The organism is Synechococcus sp. A15-28, from assembly GCF_014280175.1.
In the GTDB taxonomy this organism is placed as follows: Bacteria; Cyanobacteriota; Cyanobacteriia; order PCC-6307; family Cyanobiaceae; genus Parasynechococcus.
The window spans coordinates 1476100-1493580 of record NZ_CP047931.1 but is presented as its reverse complement, the minus strand read 5'-3'; the positions used below and the strand labels follow the sequence as shown (position 1 = coordinate 1493580).

18 protein-coding genes are annotated in these 17481 nt (G+C 49.8%); 10 read left to right on the top strand and 8 right to left on the bottom strand.

Going from position 1 to position 17481, the window contains the following annotated elements:
* Positions 1 to 663 precede the first annotated feature (663 nt).
* From SynA1528_RS08595 to SynA1528_RS08585, 3 genes are all read right to left on the bottom strand, one after another.
* Complete coding sequence (locus tag SynA1528_RS08595; protein ID WP_186588540.1) at positions 664 to 888, bottom strand: hypothetical protein; 225 nt, start codon at positions 886 to 888, stop codon at positions 664 to 666.
* 18 nt (positions 889 to 906) lie between these two features.
* Positions 907 to 1554, bottom strand: coding sequence for a DUF4079 domain-containing protein (locus SynA1528_RS08590; protein ID WP_286187793.1), 648 nt, complete (start codon positions 1552 to 1554; stop codon positions 907 to 909).
* A 241-nt stretch (positions 1555 to 1795) separates the two neighbouring features.
* The gene (locus SynA1528_RS08585) at positions 1796 to 2917 is read right to left on the bottom strand and encodes a fatty acid desaturase (RefSeq protein WP_286187792.1); all 1122 of its coding nucleotides are present in this window, start codon (positions 2915 to 2917) and stop codon (positions 1796 to 1798) included.
* 168 nt (positions 2918 to 3085) lie between these two features.
* Here SynA1528_RS08585 and SynA1528_RS08580 point away from each other — a divergent pair, with 168 nt between their 5' ends.
* Entirely contained in the window at positions 3086 to 3268 is a 183-nt protein-coding gene (locus tag SynA1528_RS08580; protein ID WP_186586401.1) for a hypothetical protein, read from the top strand.
* Positions 3269 to 3758: 490 nt separating this feature from the next.
* Complete coding sequence (locus SynA1528_RS08575; protein ID WP_186496806.1) at positions 3759 to 3926, top strand: DUF4278 domain-containing protein; 168 nt, start codon at positions 3759 to 3761, stop codon at positions 3924 to 3926.
* A 128-nt stretch (positions 3927 to 4054) separates the two neighbouring features.
* Here the strand turns inward: SynA1528_RS08575 and SynA1528_RS08570 are convergent, their stop codons facing one another.
* Positions 4055 to 4438: a hypothetical protein gene (locus SynA1528_RS08570; protein ID WP_186586400.1), complete on the bottom strand. Its 384-nt coding sequence runs from the start codon at positions 4436 to 4438 to the stop codon at positions 4055 to 4057.
* A gap of 174 nt (positions 4439 to 4612) precedes the next feature.
* On the bottom strand, positions 4613 to 4807 hold the full coding sequence (locus tag SynA1528_RS08565; protein ID WP_186586399.1) for a hypothetical protein: 195 nt from the start codon (positions 4805 to 4807) through the stop codon (positions 4613 to 4615).
* A gap of 534 nt (positions 4808 to 5341) precedes the next feature.
* On the opposite strand from SynA1528_RS08565, the gene SynA1528_RS08560 reads away from it, so the two are divergent.
* Positions 5342 to 6676 carry a hypothetical protein gene (locus tag SynA1528_RS08560; protein WP_186586398.1) on the top strand — a complete coding sequence of 445 codons (1335 nt, stop codon included), beginning with the start codon at positions 5342 to 5344 and terminating at the stop codon, positions 6674 to 6676.
* A gap of 136 nt (positions 6677 to 6812) precedes the next feature.
* Here SynA1528_RS08560 and rpsD read toward each other — a convergent pair whose 3' ends face one another.
* Positions 6813 to 7421: a 30S ribosomal protein S4 gene (gene rpsD, locus SynA1528_RS08555; RefSeq protein ID WP_186586397.1), complete on the bottom strand. Its 609-nt coding sequence runs from the start codon at positions 7419 to 7421 to the stop codon at positions 6813 to 6815.
* A 76-nt stretch (positions 7422 to 7497) separates the two neighbouring features.
* On the opposite strand from rpsD, the gene yidD reads away from it, so the two are divergent.
* From yidD to SynA1528_RS08540, 3 genes are read left to right on the top strand one after another with little or no spacing between them, the layout of a single operon-like run.
* Positions 7498 to 7776 carry a membrane protein insertion efficiency factor YidD gene (gene yidD, locus SynA1528_RS08550; protein ID WP_502707745.1) on the top strand — a complete coding sequence of 93 codons (279 nt, stop codon included), beginning with the start codon at positions 7498 to 7500 and terminating at the stop codon, positions 7774 to 7776.
* Positions 7776 to 8057, top strand: a complete 282-nt coding sequence (locus SynA1528_RS08545; RefSeq protein WP_186586396.1) for a glutaredoxin family protein — start codon at positions 7776 to 7778, stop codon at positions 8055 to 8057. The genes yidD and SynA1528_RS08545 overlap by 1 nt, the downstream gene beginning before the upstream one ends.
* Before the next feature lie 25 nt (positions 8058 to 8082).
* Positions 8083 to 9585 carry a UDP-N-acetylmuramoyl-L-alanyl-D-glutamate--2,6-diaminopimelate ligase gene (locus tag SynA1528_RS08540; RefSeq protein ID WP_186588364.1) on the top strand — a complete coding sequence of 501 codons (1503 nt, stop codon included), beginning with the start codon at positions 8083 to 8085 and terminating at the stop codon, positions 9583 to 9585.
* A gap of 38 nt (positions 9586 to 9623) precedes the next feature.
* Here SynA1528_RS08540 and SynA1528_RS08535 read toward each other — a convergent pair whose 3' ends face one another.
* Positions 9624 to 10805 (bottom strand): aminotransferase class V-fold PLP-dependent enzyme, encoded by a 1182-nt coding sequence (locus tag SynA1528_RS08535; protein ID WP_186586395.1) that lies wholly within the window; start codon positions 10803 to 10805, stop codon positions 9624 to 9626.
* Positions 10806 to 10876: 71 nt separating this feature from the next.
* Between SynA1528_RS08535 and SynA1528_RS08530 the strand changes: the two genes are divergently transcribed.
* The 4 genes from SynA1528_RS08530 to SynA1528_RS08510 all read left to right on the top strand — a co-directional run bounded on the left by SynA1528_RS08530 (position 10877) and on the right by SynA1528_RS08510 (position 16399).
* Positions 10877 to 12043, top strand: coding sequence for a site-specific integrase (locus tag SynA1528_RS08530; RefSeq protein ID WP_186586394.1), 1167 nt, complete (start codon positions 10877 to 10879; stop codon positions 12041 to 12043).
* A 510-nt stretch (positions 12044 to 12553) separates the two neighbouring features.
* The gene (locus SynA1528_RS08525; protein ID WP_186586393.1) at positions 12554 to 12961 is read left to right on the top strand and encodes a hypothetical protein; all 408 of its coding nucleotides are present in this window, start codon (positions 12554 to 12556) and stop codon (positions 12959 to 12961) included.
* Positions 12962 to 14137: 1176 nt separating this feature from the next.
* Positions 14138 to 14554, top strand: a complete 417-nt coding sequence (locus SynA1528_RS08520; RefSeq protein ID WP_222930181.1) for a fasciclin domain-containing protein — start codon at positions 14138 to 14140, stop codon at positions 14552 to 14554.
* A gap of 1380 nt (positions 14555 to 15934) precedes the next feature.
* Positions 15935 to 16399, top strand: coding sequence for a hypothetical protein (locus SynA1528_RS08510; RefSeq protein WP_186586390.1), 465 nt, complete (start codon positions 15935 to 15937; stop codon positions 16397 to 16399).
* Positions 16400 to 16691: 292 nt separating this feature from the next.
* Here SynA1528_RS08510 and SynA1528_RS08505 read toward each other — a convergent pair whose 3' ends face one another.
* Complete coding sequence (locus tag SynA1528_RS08505) at positions 16692 to 17462, bottom strand: hypothetical protein (RefSeq protein WP_186586389.1); 771 nt, start codon at positions 17460 to 17462, stop codon at positions 16692 to 16694.
* Positions 17463 to 17481 lie beyond the last annotated feature (19 nt).

Genomic DNA, 17481 nt, shown 5'->3' with positions numbered 1-17481 from the left:
TAGATTAATTAGACAAATAATGCGACTATTTGAGGAGATGTCTACCCACTGCCCATGAATTGTGGTCTTCTCAGGCAACAAGTCAGTTCAAAGAAAGCACCCTACTGAATTATTTGCTTGATGAAGAAATATGAGTTTCTTTTTAAGTATTGGGAGTGCGTAAGTTGAGGCACCCCAGGACATGCAGATCTTTTTGTCGATGGAGCCTAAACGCCAAAAACAATGCTTGTCGCGGTTATCAACCCTTTGATGATAGTGGCGAAAACTGGTGCAACAAACAGGAAAATAGCAACAGTCGATGTCATCAATGCTGTTTTCAGTCCTTTCAGTAAATCCCCCATCAGACGAATACTGCGCCGATGAGGATGGATGCCCCAACTACAGCGCAGACATTCCAGGCGACGTTCACAGCAAATGTGAAGAGTGCTGTGCCCGCTGCGACACCAGCTGACAAAGAGCGCTTGATCCAGTTGGGCATGTCGGGTGACTCATGACTGAATTGACAATTCTGCTGACTTTGTGCGTTCTGGCGAGAGATTGTTGGCATACCTTGACTTCGCCAATCAGTTTGAGGATGTCACGGCCGAGCACGAGGACGTTAACAGTGTTCTTTGAACAATGCTCAACCTCCTGTTTTTGTTGAATTGATGAGCTTGATTTTGTTCAGAGCTTTAATTCGTTATTTGTCTTTTTGAGCATCGCTGGCCGGCCGTGGCAGAACATCACAGCCCTTGCTGTGTTGACTCCTTGGGGTGCTGCTTCGACGCAACGGTTGAAGTAACGCGCCTGCTGTGCAATGGGTGCGATCTGAATCGCTCCATAGATCACGGCAAACGTGGCCAGCACCGGATACAGATGGGCATTGATCAGATCTCTTGCTTTGGACATGGGTGCTCCTACATAGGTTCAGCTTGCCCCATGGATGGTCTGCAGGCCGCTGATCACCAGGTTGCGGCTGCCCGAGATGGCCTGCATCGCAAGCAGCAACGCCACCACCACGTTGGTGGCCACGTGCCAGCGCCGTAGCCGCGGGCATTGAGCGATCAGCGGTTGAATTGCTGTTGAGCTGAGCAGCAGTCCGGTGAGAATCCATCCCATCCAGAAATGGGATTGCCAGAACAGTACCGTCCAGGGCTGATCACTGAGCCGTTCCACGGTCGGTTGCAGCCCAAGGGTCAATAACGCTCCCCAGCAGATGGAGCCCGCCAGCAGCCGCTGCCAGATCAGTCGGCTGCGCAGTAGGGAGAGGTATCCGATCAGCGTGACAACCCCCAACAGCAGAAGCATGCCGTTGGCTCCACCCACCAGGCTGTGGCTGAGGCTGATCAGCAGCGCCACCAGCACTCCACCGGTCACCCAGGCGCCGTGCTGGGCATGTTCGATGGGCACGGTTTCCGCAATTGGGTTGATCTTCAACCTCCTCTCCCGCGCCAGGATTCCCAGGCGGATGGTTGCCCCTGTCACCGGGTAGACGAACAGGATCATCAGTACTGGATGAATCAGCCCCCACCATTGCTGGGAGCTGAGGTTCTGCAGAGCCTCAGATTCAGCCAAAAAAAAATTGCAGTCCTTTCACCAGCGTCGCGCATCGGGGGCACAAGGGTGTCGAAGCGCACCGGAACTTCGGGTGGGTATGCCTCACCACCAACATGCGTCAGTCCTCAGGGCCACCCACTAGCGCTCTCGGCGTCCGGAGTGTTTAGAACTCAATATTTTAATTGAGCATAAATTCTTCCGTTAATGCAGTCAACATGAATGCTTTTTTTCGCATATTGCTTTGATATCAAAGCCATTTTCATTCGATTGAGGTGAGTTGAAGGGTTTCATCGTCCCAAAGGATCAATGAAAAACAGTTCCGGAATTCATGCAGATGCAGTCGCCTAACGCTGCCGAATTTTTTCTCGTTGTGTTCATGGCACATGCGTAGGCGGTAATTAGGGATTCTTTCGGATAAATGGTGAACATGATGGTAAGCAATATCTGCTGTAAACCAGTTTAGGAAACGAGGCATAATGAGAAAAGATGAGCCTTCGATGGCGCCTTTAAAGTAGTCCCAATTTTCGTCGCTGCTAGTATAGGATCCTGGAAAGTTGTGTTGAATAAAAAATACAGCAATCATGATCGCTGCACTGACGCTCATGGCTGAGATGTATAAAATCCAGAAATGCCAGTGACCAATCGTGCTCCCAATAAAGTACCAGGCGAGTGCAACGCACGTGGTATTGGCAATAGTGTCGTAAACTTCCTCTTTGGTATAAAAGAAGCTTGATTTGTGATTGTTTAAAAACGAACGTATGCTGAAGTTATGTCCGTTTGAAAGTTTGCGAAATCCATCGGCTACTGCTTTGACGACAAACTCAATGAGTCCAAGGAGTAGCGCAGCTCTTGGTTTAATAACGAGATAGTAAAAACCTCCCGGAAGAAGTAATATGGGGTGCCGCAAGAGTTGGTAAATGAATTGAGAGCCTTTGTTCATTGCCTTGTACTCGCGAAGCGTTGTTAAAGCGGACGGGCCTCTGTAGCGGTTCCAATTACCATTGTGTTTGTGGTGAAATGCATGGCCCCTAGACCAGGGGTGATGAGGCATTGCATGGATAATGCTCAAGGCAAAGGCGGCAATCCGATTAGCAGTTTTTGACCTGAATAAGCTGTGGTGACCGCAGTCGTGCATCAACGAAAAGCTTCTACTCAAAAATAGGATTATTAATAGAAACAGTGCTGGGGTTAGAATGACTGAAACTAATGTTAGCTGACTGGTGATATTGCCAATTGCAATGCAGCATATGATTAACGGGATTATCGTGCTAATGATTTGCCAAGCGGCAATTATGTCATCACTTTTTATGTAAGGCTTGATGTTCAAATCAATGCGCCTAAGTGCGCTTGAACGAAGGTTTGTGGTGGCGTCACTGTTCAAGGGGATGAGCTCACTTGGTTGATAGGTCTTGAATTAATGTGTTGGGCGCTTGTTTGAATTGTCTGAGCCGAATTCTTAAGATTCTGGTCTGAATTGGTGCATTAGGGTGACATTTCCTTGAGTGCCACTAGGTTGGTCATTACGTTAGTCGATTAATCAGTGACTTGGATGCACGAACATGACCTTCCTCGAAAAAAGCCAAGAGCTCTGACTTACTCGGAGATGATGAATGGCGGCCGCACCAGGATCGATGAGAAAACCCATGAGCGTGAGCTTGAGATGCACCGTCGTGAAATCACCCTGGAAAGACACGTTAATCATTTAGAGCAGTCTTTGAAAATCGCCGAGTGACTGCTTGGAATCAGATTCTCTTGCCTTAAGAAAAAGTCCTGCCACCTTTTTCGGTTAATGGGGGCTGGAGTTTGGAAAAGTTTTCTGCACCGTCCCGGCTTGTGAGCGCCTGCAGTATCTGGGGATCAGCCAAAGAAAAACGCAACCCTGAACCCAGGGTTGCGCATCGGGGGACACAGAGGTCTTGAAACGGATCAGACCTTTCTGGAGTAGTCCACGTTTTCAGTGCTGCATTGCTTTTTGACCCTGTTTTTAGAGTTTGAGTAGGGTTTGAGTATATGCCTTGTCCCATCAGGCACTTGGCTCAACAAAGACAAATAGCGACAAACCTGCGCGGGCGATTAAGCGAGGTTGTTACGCACGTTCATGGGCTTGACCCGGGCGTATGATCTGTCTGTAGCATCTGCTACAAAACGTTCACCTCTGTACGCAGGGGCGCAGACACTCCAAGCCACGGAACGGGGACTTGGAATTTTCTGAGGGACAAACCATGACTGCTCTTCTCTACAGAGGTCACTCCTACGAAGCCCAAGCACCTTCGCTCAAAGCTTGTGTCGAGCTGACCTACCGCCGCGAGCACTACAACACCTGCCGCGAAGAAGTCGCTCGCAACGCTCATCCACGCCTGACCTACCGAGGTGCTTCTTACACCAAGTGATCAAGGCTGAATCAGATCCCAAGCCCCTGCCTCAAGCGGGGGTTTCTTTTTGGTTGGACTAGTTTGACGAGTTGATTAGGAATGCGCAGTGAATACGGAGGCGGCGCTGTTCAGGAACTAAGCCGGAATCACTCTGGATTGGTCTCCTGAAGTTGCTCAACGATCTTTCTTGCTGATTCGACTTGGTCAACGCCAAGCAATTCCTCAAGAACTCTCACTGCAACCTGAAGGCCGCCCTCCAGTGAACTGGTGTCGTACTTCTCGACAGCATCCTCTTCACCGGTGTAGGTCTCGCCCTCGCCGTAAAACTCGTAGGAGCCTGAACTCAGGCTGAAGCCTGCGGTCCATGTGCATTCAACGAAGCTCTTGTCTTCTGCGATGAAGAGTTCTGCTGTTGGCTCTTCTTGGACTGCTGCTGACTCGATGCCTTCCCAGCCCATGCAGACCAGTGCATTGACTCTCTCGAAGTCACGATTGCCGGGATGCGCCTCTAGCTCTGAGAAGTCAGTCAAAGCGAGCTGAGCTCAACGTTCTGCCCGTTCAATTAATGTCGATCACGTTGGGCGTTCCACCGAAGGCTCTGAGGCCAGCTGGCCCAGGCGCCCTTCTCAGAAGAGTTGCAAGCTCTGGGCACCAACGTGGCGTGCTGAAACTGGTTGGGCTCCTGAAGCTGGCTAATTAGTTAGTCAGGCCTGAGCTTCCAGCAGCTCAAGCTCGATTTCACGTCTTTTCAGCCTGTTGAGCATGTCTTGGCTGTGATCAATGGGCGTTCCGTAGTACTCATACTCCATCTGGTACTGCGGCAGGACGGAGCGCAGTCCACAGCGTTTCTGCCGAGCCAGATAACGATGAAAGCGGTTGTACGACCTTGATCGACTCATGGCACCTCCTTCAGTTGTAAGTCCGTTATAAAGCTCCTTTAGGGGTGTGAACTGTATTGGAACGAACCATCTGGAAAACTTCAGCACGCATAAAAACCGGTGCAAGCTCTAGCACCAACTTGGCGTACTGAGGCTGGTTGGGCTCCTGGAGCTGGCTAAGCGTTGGTTATGCCGCTGACCTTCTGACACAGAACGCTCTAAGGATCTGAACCGCTGCCAACACTGATTTTTAGCTAGCCGCCCATTCGCTTGGTTGAGCCGAGGTGAGATCAACGCCGTGACTATTGATCCACTCTGCGTACTTGGCAATAAATGCCTCAGCAGCTCCCAATACAGTGGTCAACGAGATCTTGATTGCTCGCCCTTGTGAGTGGACGCTTGACACACTAGATAAGCAATAAATAGACATTCTATTTCACTATCGATTACGTTTTAATTATCATTAAAGTGCTAATGCTATGCCACTCTGTCGTACTAGATACTAAAATACGGTTGACAAAGAAGCTAATATGGAAAATGTTAGTATTTAAAGCTATGGCTGGCTTTTTCAGGCCTGGAAAATCAAATCGAACAAGTATTGAATTTCTTTTGGCCGATTTCATAAATGATAGAGATTCAAATAGTTTGCTTGAACCTTTTTATGATAAGAAATTGGATTTACTTGCCAATAGTCAATGGGGAGAAGAAGGTCCTTTGGAAAGAGTTGTAAGATCGAATAATGATTTAAAAGAAATTCTAAAATATCCTGGAATTTATAGAAATTCTATTTGTATAATAGAGCCCGCTAAGCATGTCGGCGTAAATCCATATGGGAATGAGGTTAAAGCATCTATAAATATTGCGTACTTGTCTCAATATATAGCCGACTGCGATTCAATATTGATACCACTCTGGGAGGCTGGTCCTTTAAATAATGAACTTTTAATAGAATTGATTAAAAACTGTATTATGTGTTTCGTAGAGGGGGGTTATCCAACTTTAAAAGATTGCAAAAGCTTTGATGATACAAGTATTAAGCTAGAAGATTTGCAAGAAGTTGCTGAGGAAATTATACTTTCAAGGGATTCAAACTCATCTCCTGCTATATTTATTTGCCTAGGTCATCAACTTGCTGCTCAGGCTCATATAGAGATAATCAAAAGAGCGACTGATGACTGTTTATCATTTTTGATTAATTCTGAAGATAGTAATTACTATCTAGACAACCTCAGGAAGAAGTGTACGGAAATTATCTTGGTTGGAGAAAGTTTATGTGTTTATAGAAATGAAAAGATAGTTGCAAAAGGCTGGAATGATAGTTGTTTTGCAGTTGCGCTTAACCATAAGCCTGAGGTCGGCAAAGTAGACCTAAAGAAATATTCGCATTCTGGACTGCATCCTAGTGATGAATTTTCAAATTTACTTATGTGTCATGAGCTATCTCACGAGCATGAACTGGGTGTTGTCGAAAAATTTATTACATATGAAAAAAACCTCCATATAGAAATGTTTCATAGCGATGTAGTTAACCAGGAAGCAATTCTTTTTGCTAATTGGGCATTCGGAGAATTGCACAAGGCAGTTTATCCTATAAGAAAGAAGATATTGATATCAGATCTATCTTGGATTTTGAATCTACCAACATCTGTTGAAATTGTTTGCTCAACTCGTATAAATGGAGAAGTCTGCACAGAAGTAGCAGCTACTTGCATAAATTATTTAGATTTTCAAACTCAAAAAATACGAAAATCGTTTACTTTCCAATTTCATCCTGAATTGCTAGAAGATTTGTCAATTTTTTACAATAATATGCCTGATTTTCAAACTTTGAAAGATGACGATGGCATTAGATTGCTTTCAAGGGTAATGTATCAGACGCTAATTAATTAGACAAAATGGTGTTTAACTAAAAGGAAAAAATCAAAAAAAGTCTCCTGATACCGTTTTTATTGAACGGTATCAGGAGATTGAATAAAGTTTGAATGGGTACTCGTAAAAAGCTGAGAGCTCTCGTTATGAACCGAACTTAAACCTTTCTGGAGTAGTACTCCACCACCAGCAGTTCGTTGATCTCCAGGGCAACCCATTCGCGTTCACAGCGACCGGTGACCTTGGCGTTGAGCTTGGCCTTGTCCAGTTCCAGGTGGGACGGCACGTTGGCCAGACCCGGGAACTCGAGGTTGGCTTCAGCCAGCTGCTTGCTGCACTTGCGCTCGCGGATGGCGATCACATCGCCGGCCTTGCACTGGTAGCTGGCGATATCGGTGACGCGGCCGTTGACGGTGACGTGGCCGTGGTTCACCAGCTGACGGGCGCCGGGCACGGTGGGACCGAAGCCCAGGCGGAAACAGACATTGTCGAGACGGTTCTCGAGCAGCTTGAGCAGGTTGGTTCCGGTGGAACCCTCCTGGGCGCGCGCTTTCTTCACGTAACGCACGAGCTGACGCTCGGAGATGCCGTAGTTGAAGCGAAGCTTCTGCTTTTCTTCGAGACGGATTGCGTATTCAGAGCGCTTGCGACGGGCTTGGCCGTGCTGACCGGGGGGATAGGACCGCTTTGCGGCCTTCCGGGTGAGACCAGGGAGGTCTCCCAAGCGCCGCGTGATCCTCAGACGAGGGCCGCGGTATCGAGCCATGGATGGGAAGGTAGAGGTTGGATTCGTGCCGGGTTTGGGCATGCTGGAACCGGATCAGCCCCAGGTGCCTTCGCCAGTGCACGAACCAACCACTGTATCGGGCAGCCCACTGGCTCCCATCGTCACCAGCTTGAACCGTGGCCTGGCCTGGGTGATGCTGGCGTTGATCGGCTTTTACCGGCGTTTCATTTCGCCGCTGATCGGTCCGCGTTGTCGTTTCACTCCCACCTGCAGCGCCTATGGCCTGGAGGCGATTCAGCGGCATGGTCCCTGGAAAGGAGGGTGGCTCACTGTTCGGCGGCTGTTGCGCTGCCACCCCTTCACCCCCTGTGGTTGCGATCCGGTGCCGGACTGATGCAGGAGCTGGTGCTCTACAGCCGCCAGGGCTGCTGCCTGTGTGAGGGGCTCGAACAGCGCCTCGAAGCCCTGAACCTGATGGGGCTCGGGGTCACCCTGCAGGTGATTGACCTGGATGGGGCTGGCGTGACACCCGAACTGAAGGCCCGCTACGACCTTGAAGTGCCGGTGCTGATGGTCCAGGGCCGAGAGCTGCCACGGGTCTCGCCGCGGCTGTCCGGTGAGGGCCTGTTCAACTGGTTGCAACGGGCGCTGTCCAACCCCTCTGGATCGGCTTAGAACGAGCCGAGTTGTGGCCGATCGCATGGGTCAGTCGTTGCATGCCCTGCTGCGCGATGTCGGCCTGGACGTCCCTGCCGCATTGGCTGACCTCCCGATCTCGTCCATCACCAGTGATTCGCGCCTGGTGGGAGAGGGAACACTGTTCCTAGGGCTGCCGGGCGAGCGGGTTGATGGCGGTCGTTTCTGGCATCAGGCGCTGCAGGATGGCGCCGCAGCAGCAGTGATCGGTCCTGCCGCAGCGCAAGAATTCCCCCCCGGGGCTGGCCAGCCGGTGGTGGTGGTAGCGGATTCGGTGGCGCGCACCGTCGGTGAATTGGCGGCCGCTTACTGGGGACATCCCTGCCATCGGATGGGGCTGATCGGTGTCACCGGCACCAATGGCAAAACCACCACAACCCATCTGATCGAGCATCTGGCGGTCCAAGCCGGTCGGCCCACCGCCCTGTTCGGCACCCTGGTCAACCGATGGCCTGGCCACAGCATCACGGCGACCCACACCACATCGGTGGCGGATCGCCTGCAGGCCCAGCTGGCCAACGCAGCCAGGGCGGGGAGTCAGCTGGCGGCGATGGAGGTGAGTTCCCATGCCCTGGTGCAGGATCGGGTGGCGGGGTGTCGCTTCGCGGGGGCGGTGTTCACCAACCTCACCCAGGACCATCTCGATTACCACCAGACGATGGAGGCCTATTTCGAGGCCAAGACTCGTCTGTTTGCGGCTCCACTGCTGGAGGGAGATGGACCAGCGGCGGTGGTCAATGGCGATGACCCCTGGGGGAGCCGGCTTGCTGAGCAACTGGGGGAGCGCTGCTGGTGCAGCTCCCTGGCGGACCCGCAGGCGGAGTTGCAGATGGCTGACCTGCAGATGACCGGACAGGGCGTCAGCGGACGCTTGATCAGTCCCGTTGGATCCTGCGCATTCCATTCTCCGCTGCTGGGGCGCTTCAACCTGATGAACCTGTTGCAGTCGGTGGGGGTCCTGCTGCAACGGGGTCTGCCCCTCGATCCGCTGCTGGAGGCCGTCGGTAGCTTCCGGGGTGTGCCCGGCCGCATGGAACGGGTGGTCGTTGAGGGGGCTGAAGCTGCCGCGTTGCCGACTGTTCTGGTGGATTACGCCCACACCCCCGATGGTCTCGAGAATGCACTGGCGGCGTCTCGACCATTTGCGGCGGGTCGGCTGGTCTGCGTGTTTGGCTGCGGCGGCGACAGGGATCGGGGCAAGCGGCCTCAGATGGCAGCGATTGCGGCCCGGTTGGCGGATCGGGTCGTGGTCACCTCTGACAACCCGCGCACAGAAGATCCTGATCAGATCCTGGCCGATGTGGTGGCGGGCATTCCATCCGGCACCGAACTCAGGGTTGAGCGCGACCGGGCCAGGGCGATTGCGGAGGGCATTGCTGAAGCATCACCAGCGGACCTGGTGCTGATCGCCGGCAAGGGCCATGAGGACTATCAAATTCTCGGTACGGAGAAGGTGCATTTTGATGACCGCGAGCAGGCGGAGCAGGCCCTGAGACAGCGACGCTGAGAGGCACGAAATGGGTGATATATCAATAGGATATGTTGTCAATATCGTGCAATTGCCGTCGTCAGTGCCTCCGTTTCAGCCTCAGTTGTGGTCACATGGGTGCAGGCGCGCAGGCAGCTGGGGTCCGCCAGGTCGCGGATCCACAGGCCCTGTTGGCCAAGTTGCTGCACCACCTCTGCAGGAGCTGCGTCACAGCTCAGCTGAAAGCTCACCAGGCCACTGGCCGGTGGCACCTCCATCAGAGGCTTGACTCCAGGCATCTCCCGCAGTCCGCTCCAGAGATCACCACTGAGCTGACGGATCCGCATCAGTCGGGTTTCCGCCGATCCTTCCTGGTCCAATAACTCCAGCGAACAGCGCAGGCCCGCCATCAGGGGCACGCAGCTGGTGGCGACTTCAAAACGGCGGCTGTCGTGGTGGAACGGATCGGAGCTGCTCAGGTCCGCTTTGCTTTCATCCTGCAAGCTGCGCCAGCCGATCACGGTAGGTTGGCCTTCGTTCAGCACCCGTTCCGACAGGGCCACGCCACCCAGGCCTTCCGGGCCACAGGCCCACTTGTGGCCGGTGAAGGCATAGATGTCAGCGGCGGCAGCAGCGTCCTGCACAGGAATCTGCCCGAAACTCTGGGCGGCATCCACCAGCAGATAGGGCGCCTGGGGGTGCTGGGCGAGCCGTTCCGCGACGGCGGGGATGGGCATGATCTGGCCCGTGTTCCAGAGCAGATGACTCAGCACCACCAGCCGCGAGCGGGGGGTGAGGCTCTGCTCCAGGGCGTCCATCACGCCCGCATCGGTGCTGGGTTGATCGCCGCGCAGCTGCTTCACCGGCAGGGTGTCGATCGTCAGCCCCTCACGCCGGGCCAGCTCCACGCAGGCGGCCACAACCCCAGGGTGTTCGCAGTCGCTGATCAGCAGACGATCGCCACTGTCGAAGGGCAGTCCCCACAGCGGCAGCACACAACCGCTCGTGACGTTTTCACTGAGGGCCAGGCGATGGGGGGCCACGCCGCAGAGCTGGGCGAGGCGCCGCCGGGTGCTGGACACCTCGGCCCCGATGAATGGCCATACATCCGTGGTGAAGGGGCCCAGCTCCTGAATGCGCCGCCAGCTGGCCTGGATCGCCTCCAGCGATGGCGTCGGCAGGGGGCCTTGGCCGCCGTAGTTGAAGTAGGTCTTGTTGAGCAGGGCTGGACATTGTGATCGCAGCTTGTTTGTGTCCATCTGGCTTTTGGCTGACTAGGGTGTGACTAAAACTGTGACTAAAGGTGCCTTTTCGGAAGCATCCGACATACGTGCGTCAGGCCCGCAATGGTTACCAGTTGCAGCGTGGCGTTCCCAAGGACGTTCAGCCAGTCATAGGCAAAACGATTTGGGTTGAGGCTGCTGGATCGACCTACCGCGTCGCACAGAGGCTCTCAGCTGCATTTGCAGCAAAGACAGATCGACTGATTGCTGAGGCTCGCAATGAGGTTTCACTGACTGGCGACGAGCTAATTGATTTGGTTCCTCAACGGTTTGATCTGTCTGATCCAGAAATTGTTGAAACGCTGCTTACTGGCTGTGATGTTGAGGTTGAGGAAGGGTCGATAACTCTCGATCAAGCGGCCAGATACAGAGCGATTTTGAAGGGTGAGAAGCAGCCACCAGACCACCTTTCCAAAGAAGAGCTGATCCAGCAGGCCAAGGCACTGAAGTCACCTGCAGCACGGACGGAGATCGCTTGGAAGGCTGCCTTGGACGATTTCTTGGCACACTCTGCAGTCACGTACCCAACGTCTGCTTCACGCCAACACGCCGTTGCTTATCGCTCCTCGTTGCTGTCACGTCTAAGTCCTTCAACTGTCAAAACGCGTCTCGCATTTCTTTGTGGACTCTGGTCAGTGCTTTGTGAACTACGACCCGATTGCACCCATATATTCAAGGGCTTAAATACACGGATCAAGGTCGTTAAAGTCAGAAAACTTGATGTCACAATCACCGATCCATCACAGTGGAATGGGTCGGGTCAACAGATAGAGATTTTCAAGTTCCTTTATTTCACTGGTGCTCGACTTGCTGAGATTGCTGGCTTGCAAGCAGAAGACCTGCTTGATGACCGGATACTGATCCGACCCAATGCGTTAAGACCCTTGAAGAGCGATTCCTCTGCGAGGTCAATTCCAATTCATCCAAGATTGAAGTCATTGTCTATTGAGATGCGCGAAAGGAAAGATCTTTTGTGGCCGGGTCAGTACCAAGGGGCTAATAAGCGTTGGGGAGTCAATCTTTCAAAGCCGTGTAGGAAAATAGTTGGAATAACTCCCAAAGGTTTTAGAGACAGAGCTGCAACCATATTGAGAGCACATAACATGAATGAGGCTGTTGTCGTTACTTTGCTTGGCCACACACCTAATTCTATTTCTATGGCATATGGCGCTACTCCTTGGAGTGAATTGGAGCGAGCTGTGAATCTTCTCTAAGACTTTGAAGAGACAAAATGGACAAGGCTGTCCAGCATCATTCGTAAGCTTGCTCAAATACTACAAAAGTTCAATCAATTTCACAATCACTAGCAATTACTTGTAATCGGGTTCAGGCGGCATTGTGAGCACGTCAAGTCAAAGGAGTCACAATCACAAAAGCGCCAGAGACCCCTATATGCCTCTACAAGGTATCCAAAATGCAAAACAAAGGGATTCCGTCACAGAAGGATCTAGTAATCAATACAGACGCGTATGGCGTCTCTGAGTGGCCAGCCAGGTTCAATACCGTCACGCAATCCGACCCTTATACAGGGGGAAGTAGAGACCCCTCAGTTATATAGGGGGAAGCAGCAATCCGACACGTATACAGGGGGATCTGGCGATCCGACACTTATACAGGGGGATCTGGAGACCCGACCCTTATATAGGGGGATCTGACGATCCGACCCTGATCACAACCTAGTCAACTAATGCGTTCCAAATAGAACACAAGTAAGTATTATCTAAATGACAGTTATTCTTAAAGACACCGTTCCTCCAATTACCGAAATAGCAAAATTGGGCTATGCAGCAGTAGCCGTGTATAGCCTGATGTATCAATCTGCGTATCAGGATCTACGATATGATAAACGGATGTACAGGAAATGGAAAGATCGTAGAGACTGTGGTGGCACAACAAATTGGTCACACAAGGCCATTGCTGAAACACTTAGTATGGGGAAAGCAAAGGTAATTAATGCCATTGATTTGCTCCTTGACAAAGGTTTTATTCAGGCTGAAGGCTTAATGCCGTCATCTAAAGGTAGTAAACATCGGATTTATCGTGTGGTTCACCCTGACATGATTGATGCAGTAAGACATGCCATGTCATTTTTCACAGCCACTGCTTCTGCTAGGGCTAAGCAGGCAAGTTAGAGGTAACCCTAAGACATCAGTCCCCACCTGGGTTTAATTAGAGTGGTCAGTTATACAGGGGGAAGGGAGTGGGTGTACTCTTCCTTTTGTACCTTTGGGGATGACAAACCATCCCCTTTATTAATGTCCAGGTCGAGCGCAGCGAGACGGACATTTCGTAAGTACCGCCCAAAGACAAGTAAACCAAAAGACACATTGTATTTAACTTGTACTAACTCCTGGTTGATCTTGGAAACGCTTTGTGTTTCTACTTATCAACCCTTTGTTTAGTGGATGGACAAAACAAACAGCAAGTTAAATAAATAGGTTTACTTGATCTTTTTACCGAGCTTGAATCTGAATATCACTATGTCCATTGAAGGGACATCTTGATATTACTATTCATACTGTATGGATACAACAACCTTCAAGCGAATAAAAAACAGGAGCATTACCTGTTGGTTGTCTTAGCTAACGGAGGTGATTGGCCGTTAGCAACCAGATTGGGTGTACTGGTTCATCTAAATCACATGTCATAAAAAAAGCCGTCCTTATGGATGGGTATGTTTAGCTCAACGAACGTCTGGTGACCTTGCATTGGTTCAATTCCAATGGTTCGTATTGGTATTAGTCTCCTACGTCCTTCGTGATGTAGGTGAACTAATACCCAATCTTTAATCTAATATCTGATTGATCAAAAATCACAATAGTCATTTATCAATGAACAATCAAATCAATAGTGATCACATCCAGAAAAGCAGAGAACAGAAGTTGTCAAATATGACTTATCAGAAAAACGAGCTTGAACAATTGGCTGACTACATCAGAAGTCAAGGTTATAAGCATCCTCTTCCACAGCAGACAAAGGTAGTAAGAAAGTGAAGCATGCAAAAGAATTTACGCCAAGCGTCTTCGATCAGATCTGCAGGGTTGACAGGTAGCAACTGCATCCTGTCAATTCTGTAGGTTTTATCTTTTCGTGCCCCGCCTTCTCTTTCTATGGCTCACTGAAACCAGAGCCAAGCCAGGATGTCTCACCGAAGAGACCGGTGCCTTGTTAAGATTTATGGACTTTGATTCACGCAAATGTCAGTTCTCCATCGCACGCTTCGTTTAGGGGCTGCCGCATTGTCCCTAAGCCTGTTGACCTCTACGAGCGCTTTCGCAGGAGGTCATATGGGTGATAAGGATCACACCATGCCCTCCATGGACATAGTTGACACGGCTGTTACTACGGGCAGCTTTGAAACCCTAGCGGCAGCGCTTGGTGAGGCTGGATTAGTAGGAGCACTCAAGGGTGAAGGTCCTTTCACCGTTTTTGCACCAACAGATGAGGCCTTCGCAAAGCTTCCTGATGGGACAGTTGCATTGTTGTTAAAGCCTTCAAACAAAGAGAAATTAACTGATATCCTTACGTATCACGTTGTTGCTGGAAATGTAAAAGCTGCAGATGTCGTCAAGTTGTCTAGTGCTGAAACACTCAATGGTAAGTCAATTACAATCAAGACAAAAGATGGAATGGTTTTTATTGACCACTCCACAGTCACGAAGGCAGATATCAAAGCTACGAATGGCACAATCCACGTGATTGATACTGTATTGATCCCGGAGTGATCATCTATAGGACGACATTTGTTATAGCAAGTATCAAGAAGCAGCTGTCTCTGCAGTAAGCTGCCTTGTTATCGGGAATGCATAGGTAGCACCGATAAAGCACTCGATCAGCAAGGTATTAACAAGTGTAGTCTTGACGTCTGAGAAAATAAAGTCAATAACCGTGTCAGGACAGTCATTGAGTGCCAGTCCTGTGGTGCTACAACGTACGTGAACGCAGGAATAGACACCAAGACAGCCAAGGCTGCCATGGAACGCACCTGCAAGGTATGTAGTCCACCCCAGAACCTTCCAAATAACCAAGGTTGGTGGCTTGAATTTGGTCTTGAGAAGAATCCTGGAGTTTATGGACCGATGCCACGGCTACGAACTGGCCGTAGGTATCGCATGGAGGAAGCTAGACGCATGGGATTGATGGCCGGGTTTGGCTCGATGATTATGAGGAGGACCGTAAAGGTGTTCAACCACAATCATCAATAAACAATTAAAACCAATCTATCAGTGTCAAATTATTTAGATCAACTACGTGAAAAAGTCAGGCTCAAGCAAATGGGAGTGAAGGAAACAAAGAGACAACCTTCTGGTCTCCCTTCTATCTATGTCCACATCAACACAAATACAATGGCTTCAAAGAAATGAATGAACCAATGTCCGACTCCTTCAAACGAGAAGTAGAGGAGTTCAAGAAGTGGGCTGAAAACGGCCAAAGAGAAGTAGTGACTCCAAGTCTGGCGTATCACCGCGTCTTGGGCATGAAAATACTTGTGAACCCCTCTAAGACATCAACTGTTACTTACAAATGCCACTAGCAGCTCAGATAATTTTCGTTGCCTGCGTTTCTGTGAGCAGACCTGGCAGAGGCTGAAGAACTTGGTTGGCACTATTGCCAAGACGGATCAGAATAGACTAGTAAGTCTCCGCTTGATATGCGCTTTCTACTACTTCTGCCTCTACTGATTGCTAGCTCCCTGCTTGCGGTGCCTGTTCATTCAGGGCTAGGGGAAGCCGCGTCTAAGAGCAAAAGTGCGACTTATGATGCATGGTGTGGAGAAAAGGGGAACGATTGCAAAGTTTCGTTCGCGAACGAAAAATAACAGTTAATGATAAAGACTCTGTTGACTTCGACGATATTACGTATATTACAAAGGATTGGTCGGGAAATTATGTTTGGGATGGTCTAACTTTTGGTATTGAGTACAGAAATGACGATGGCTCCTTGGAATTTGCCGAAATATGGATAGCCCATTACCCAACAGCTCGAAAGTTTTGGCGAGATTTAAAAAGGGCTTGTCGCAACTGTAAAGATCGCGACGGGGTTCAAGTTGACGTAAATATCAAAGAATGAAAATGTTGAGAGCTACTTCTCATGTGCGTCGTTTCTTGGCTACCGCTGCTTTTATTGGTGCCTCACTTTTGGCTACCATTCCAGCTTGGGCTGATCTAGGAGCAGCAGAGGTAGACCGAGAGCAATCATTGAAATTTTCATCTAATAAGACGCACAAAGCGTGGTGCAAGAAGGTGGGTAATAATTGCAGGATTAAATTTAAAATGGGGCGAATGCTGGTTGACAACAGCAAGGGGATTGAGAGTAATCAGATTCTCTCAATAACAGAACGGCAAGTTCCGCAAGATGCTAAGAACTGTGGTTTCATTTGTGTCTATGGTCCGAATGCTGTTGACTATGAATACAGTATCGAATATAAGACCACTTCTGCAGATATTAGAAATGCACGAATATTATTTTCGGGTGACAGCAATGGCTGGAAGTTTTTCAGGAAAGATTTAGAGGATTGGACGGGTGAACCTCTTCGTATTGTTGGTCCTACAGTAAAGCTCACTCAATGACCAGGGTCCTTATGAACGCCAGCCCCCGCAGTGATGTCACTACTTATAGGGTCACCACTACGGAGCAACAGATACACTCCGTCTTGTGAGGAGAAAGCTTATTTCGGGAAGAGTTAATGAATTTACTTATGCCGGAGGAGACTGATAACGTGACTCAGTGTGGTAAGCCGCGCATCAACAAGGACTCATAGACAAAGAAAACAATAAAGAAGGTGACGATTCCAACGACAAGGAGTTTTCCGTTCATTGGTTCAGTGAAGCTTTCATTTAAAGACGTATACAAACATTGTTCTTACCTCTCTGCGGCTCTTGGCAGTGATCCAATTGAAGAACAATACCTATTTGCTACAGCCTGAGCAGTCGGATCATTATACACACTCATCCATCCCTTGTTTGACATACCTCCTGCATAATCACCTTTTCGATCAAACGTCATATCTTGGCAATCCAGCTCATAGCGGTACTTTCTATTTTGCACTCCACCAGATGTCCCAGGTACATATGTAGGTGCGACATATCCTGATCTATTACAAGTGGTATATGTACTGGAATACGCTCCATAGCCTCCATAGGTGTTACAACTAACAGATCCAGGCGAGCCAGGCAACATGTAACCACTAGTGCCTGCATATTCATTGACTGTCTTCCCTATGAATGTGAGATACCTTCCATATGAGCCACGAATTTTTAATTGCATAACTGACTCAGGATCGTAGTTATATGGTTTTGGCTCTGTTACGTCAACAGTCCCAGGTTCACTTCCAGTTTCAGTTATCCTCGTATTTGAGCCTTCCTGGTATTCCATACACCCCTTGTAATCAGCTGCTTGTAGGCATCTATTATGTCCTTGTGAGATTTCACCTTCGGAATATTCAGTTGTATAGTTTGAATCATTAGTAAATTCACCATAAGTCTCGTCTTCTGGCTTATCAATCCTGACATGATCATCTGCAATTGCCTTCTGTTGAACACAGAGGATGCTTATTGCGCTAGTCAGCACAACAGTAACAGGCTTATACATTCTAAAAAGTGCTTTCATTGGAGATTGCAGCTCTATGGACATTATAAGACAAGTCCAATAT

Coding starts and splice junctions, on each gene's coding strand:
- SynA1528_RS08580 (WP_186586401.1), top strand. CDS start 3,086: ATGCACGAACATGACCTTCCTCGAAAAAAGCCAAGAGCTCTGACTTAC.
- rpsD (WP_186586397.1), bottom strand. CDS start 7,421: ATGGCTCGATACCGCGGCCCTCGTCTGAGGATCACGCGGCGCTTGGGA.
- SynA1528_RS08525 (WP_186586393.1), top strand. CDS start 12,554: ATGACAGTTATTCTTAAAGACACCGTTCCTCCAATTACCGAAATAGCA.
- SynA1528_RS08535 (WP_186586395.1), bottom strand. CDS start 10,805: ATGGACACAAACAAGCTGCGATCACAATGTCCAGCCCTGCTCAACAAG.
- SynA1528_RS08575 (WP_186496806.1), top strand. CDS start 3,759: ATGACTGCTCTTCTCTACAGAGGTCACTCCTACGAAGCCCAAGCACCT.
- SynA1528_RS08545 (WP_186586396.1), top strand. CDS start 7,776: ATGCAGGAGCTGGTGCTCTACAGCCGCCAGGGCTGCTGCCTGTGTGAG.
- SynA1528_RS08540 (WP_186588364.1), top strand. CDS start 8,083: ATGGGTCAGTCGTTGCATGCCCTGCTGCGCGATGTCGGCCTGGACGTC.
- SynA1528_RS08595 (WP_186588540.1), bottom strand. CDS start 888: ATGTCCAAAGCAAGAGATCTGATCAATGCCCATCTGTATCCGGTGCTG.
- SynA1528_RS08505 (WP_186586389.1), bottom strand. CDS start 17,462: ATGTCCATAGAGCTGCAATCTCCAATGAAAGCACTTTTTAGAATGTAT.
- SynA1528_RS08560 (WP_186586398.1), top strand. CDS start 5,342: ATGGCTGGCTTTTTCAGGCCTGGAAAATCAAATCGAACAAGTATTGAA.
- SynA1528_RS08565 (WP_186586399.1), bottom strand. CDS start 4,807: ATGAGTCGATCAAGGTCGTACAACCGCTTTCATCGTTATCTGGCTCGG.
- SynA1528_RS08520 (WP_222930181.1), top strand. CDS start 14,138: ATGCCCTCCATGGACATAGTTGACACGGCTGTTACTACGGGCAGCTTT.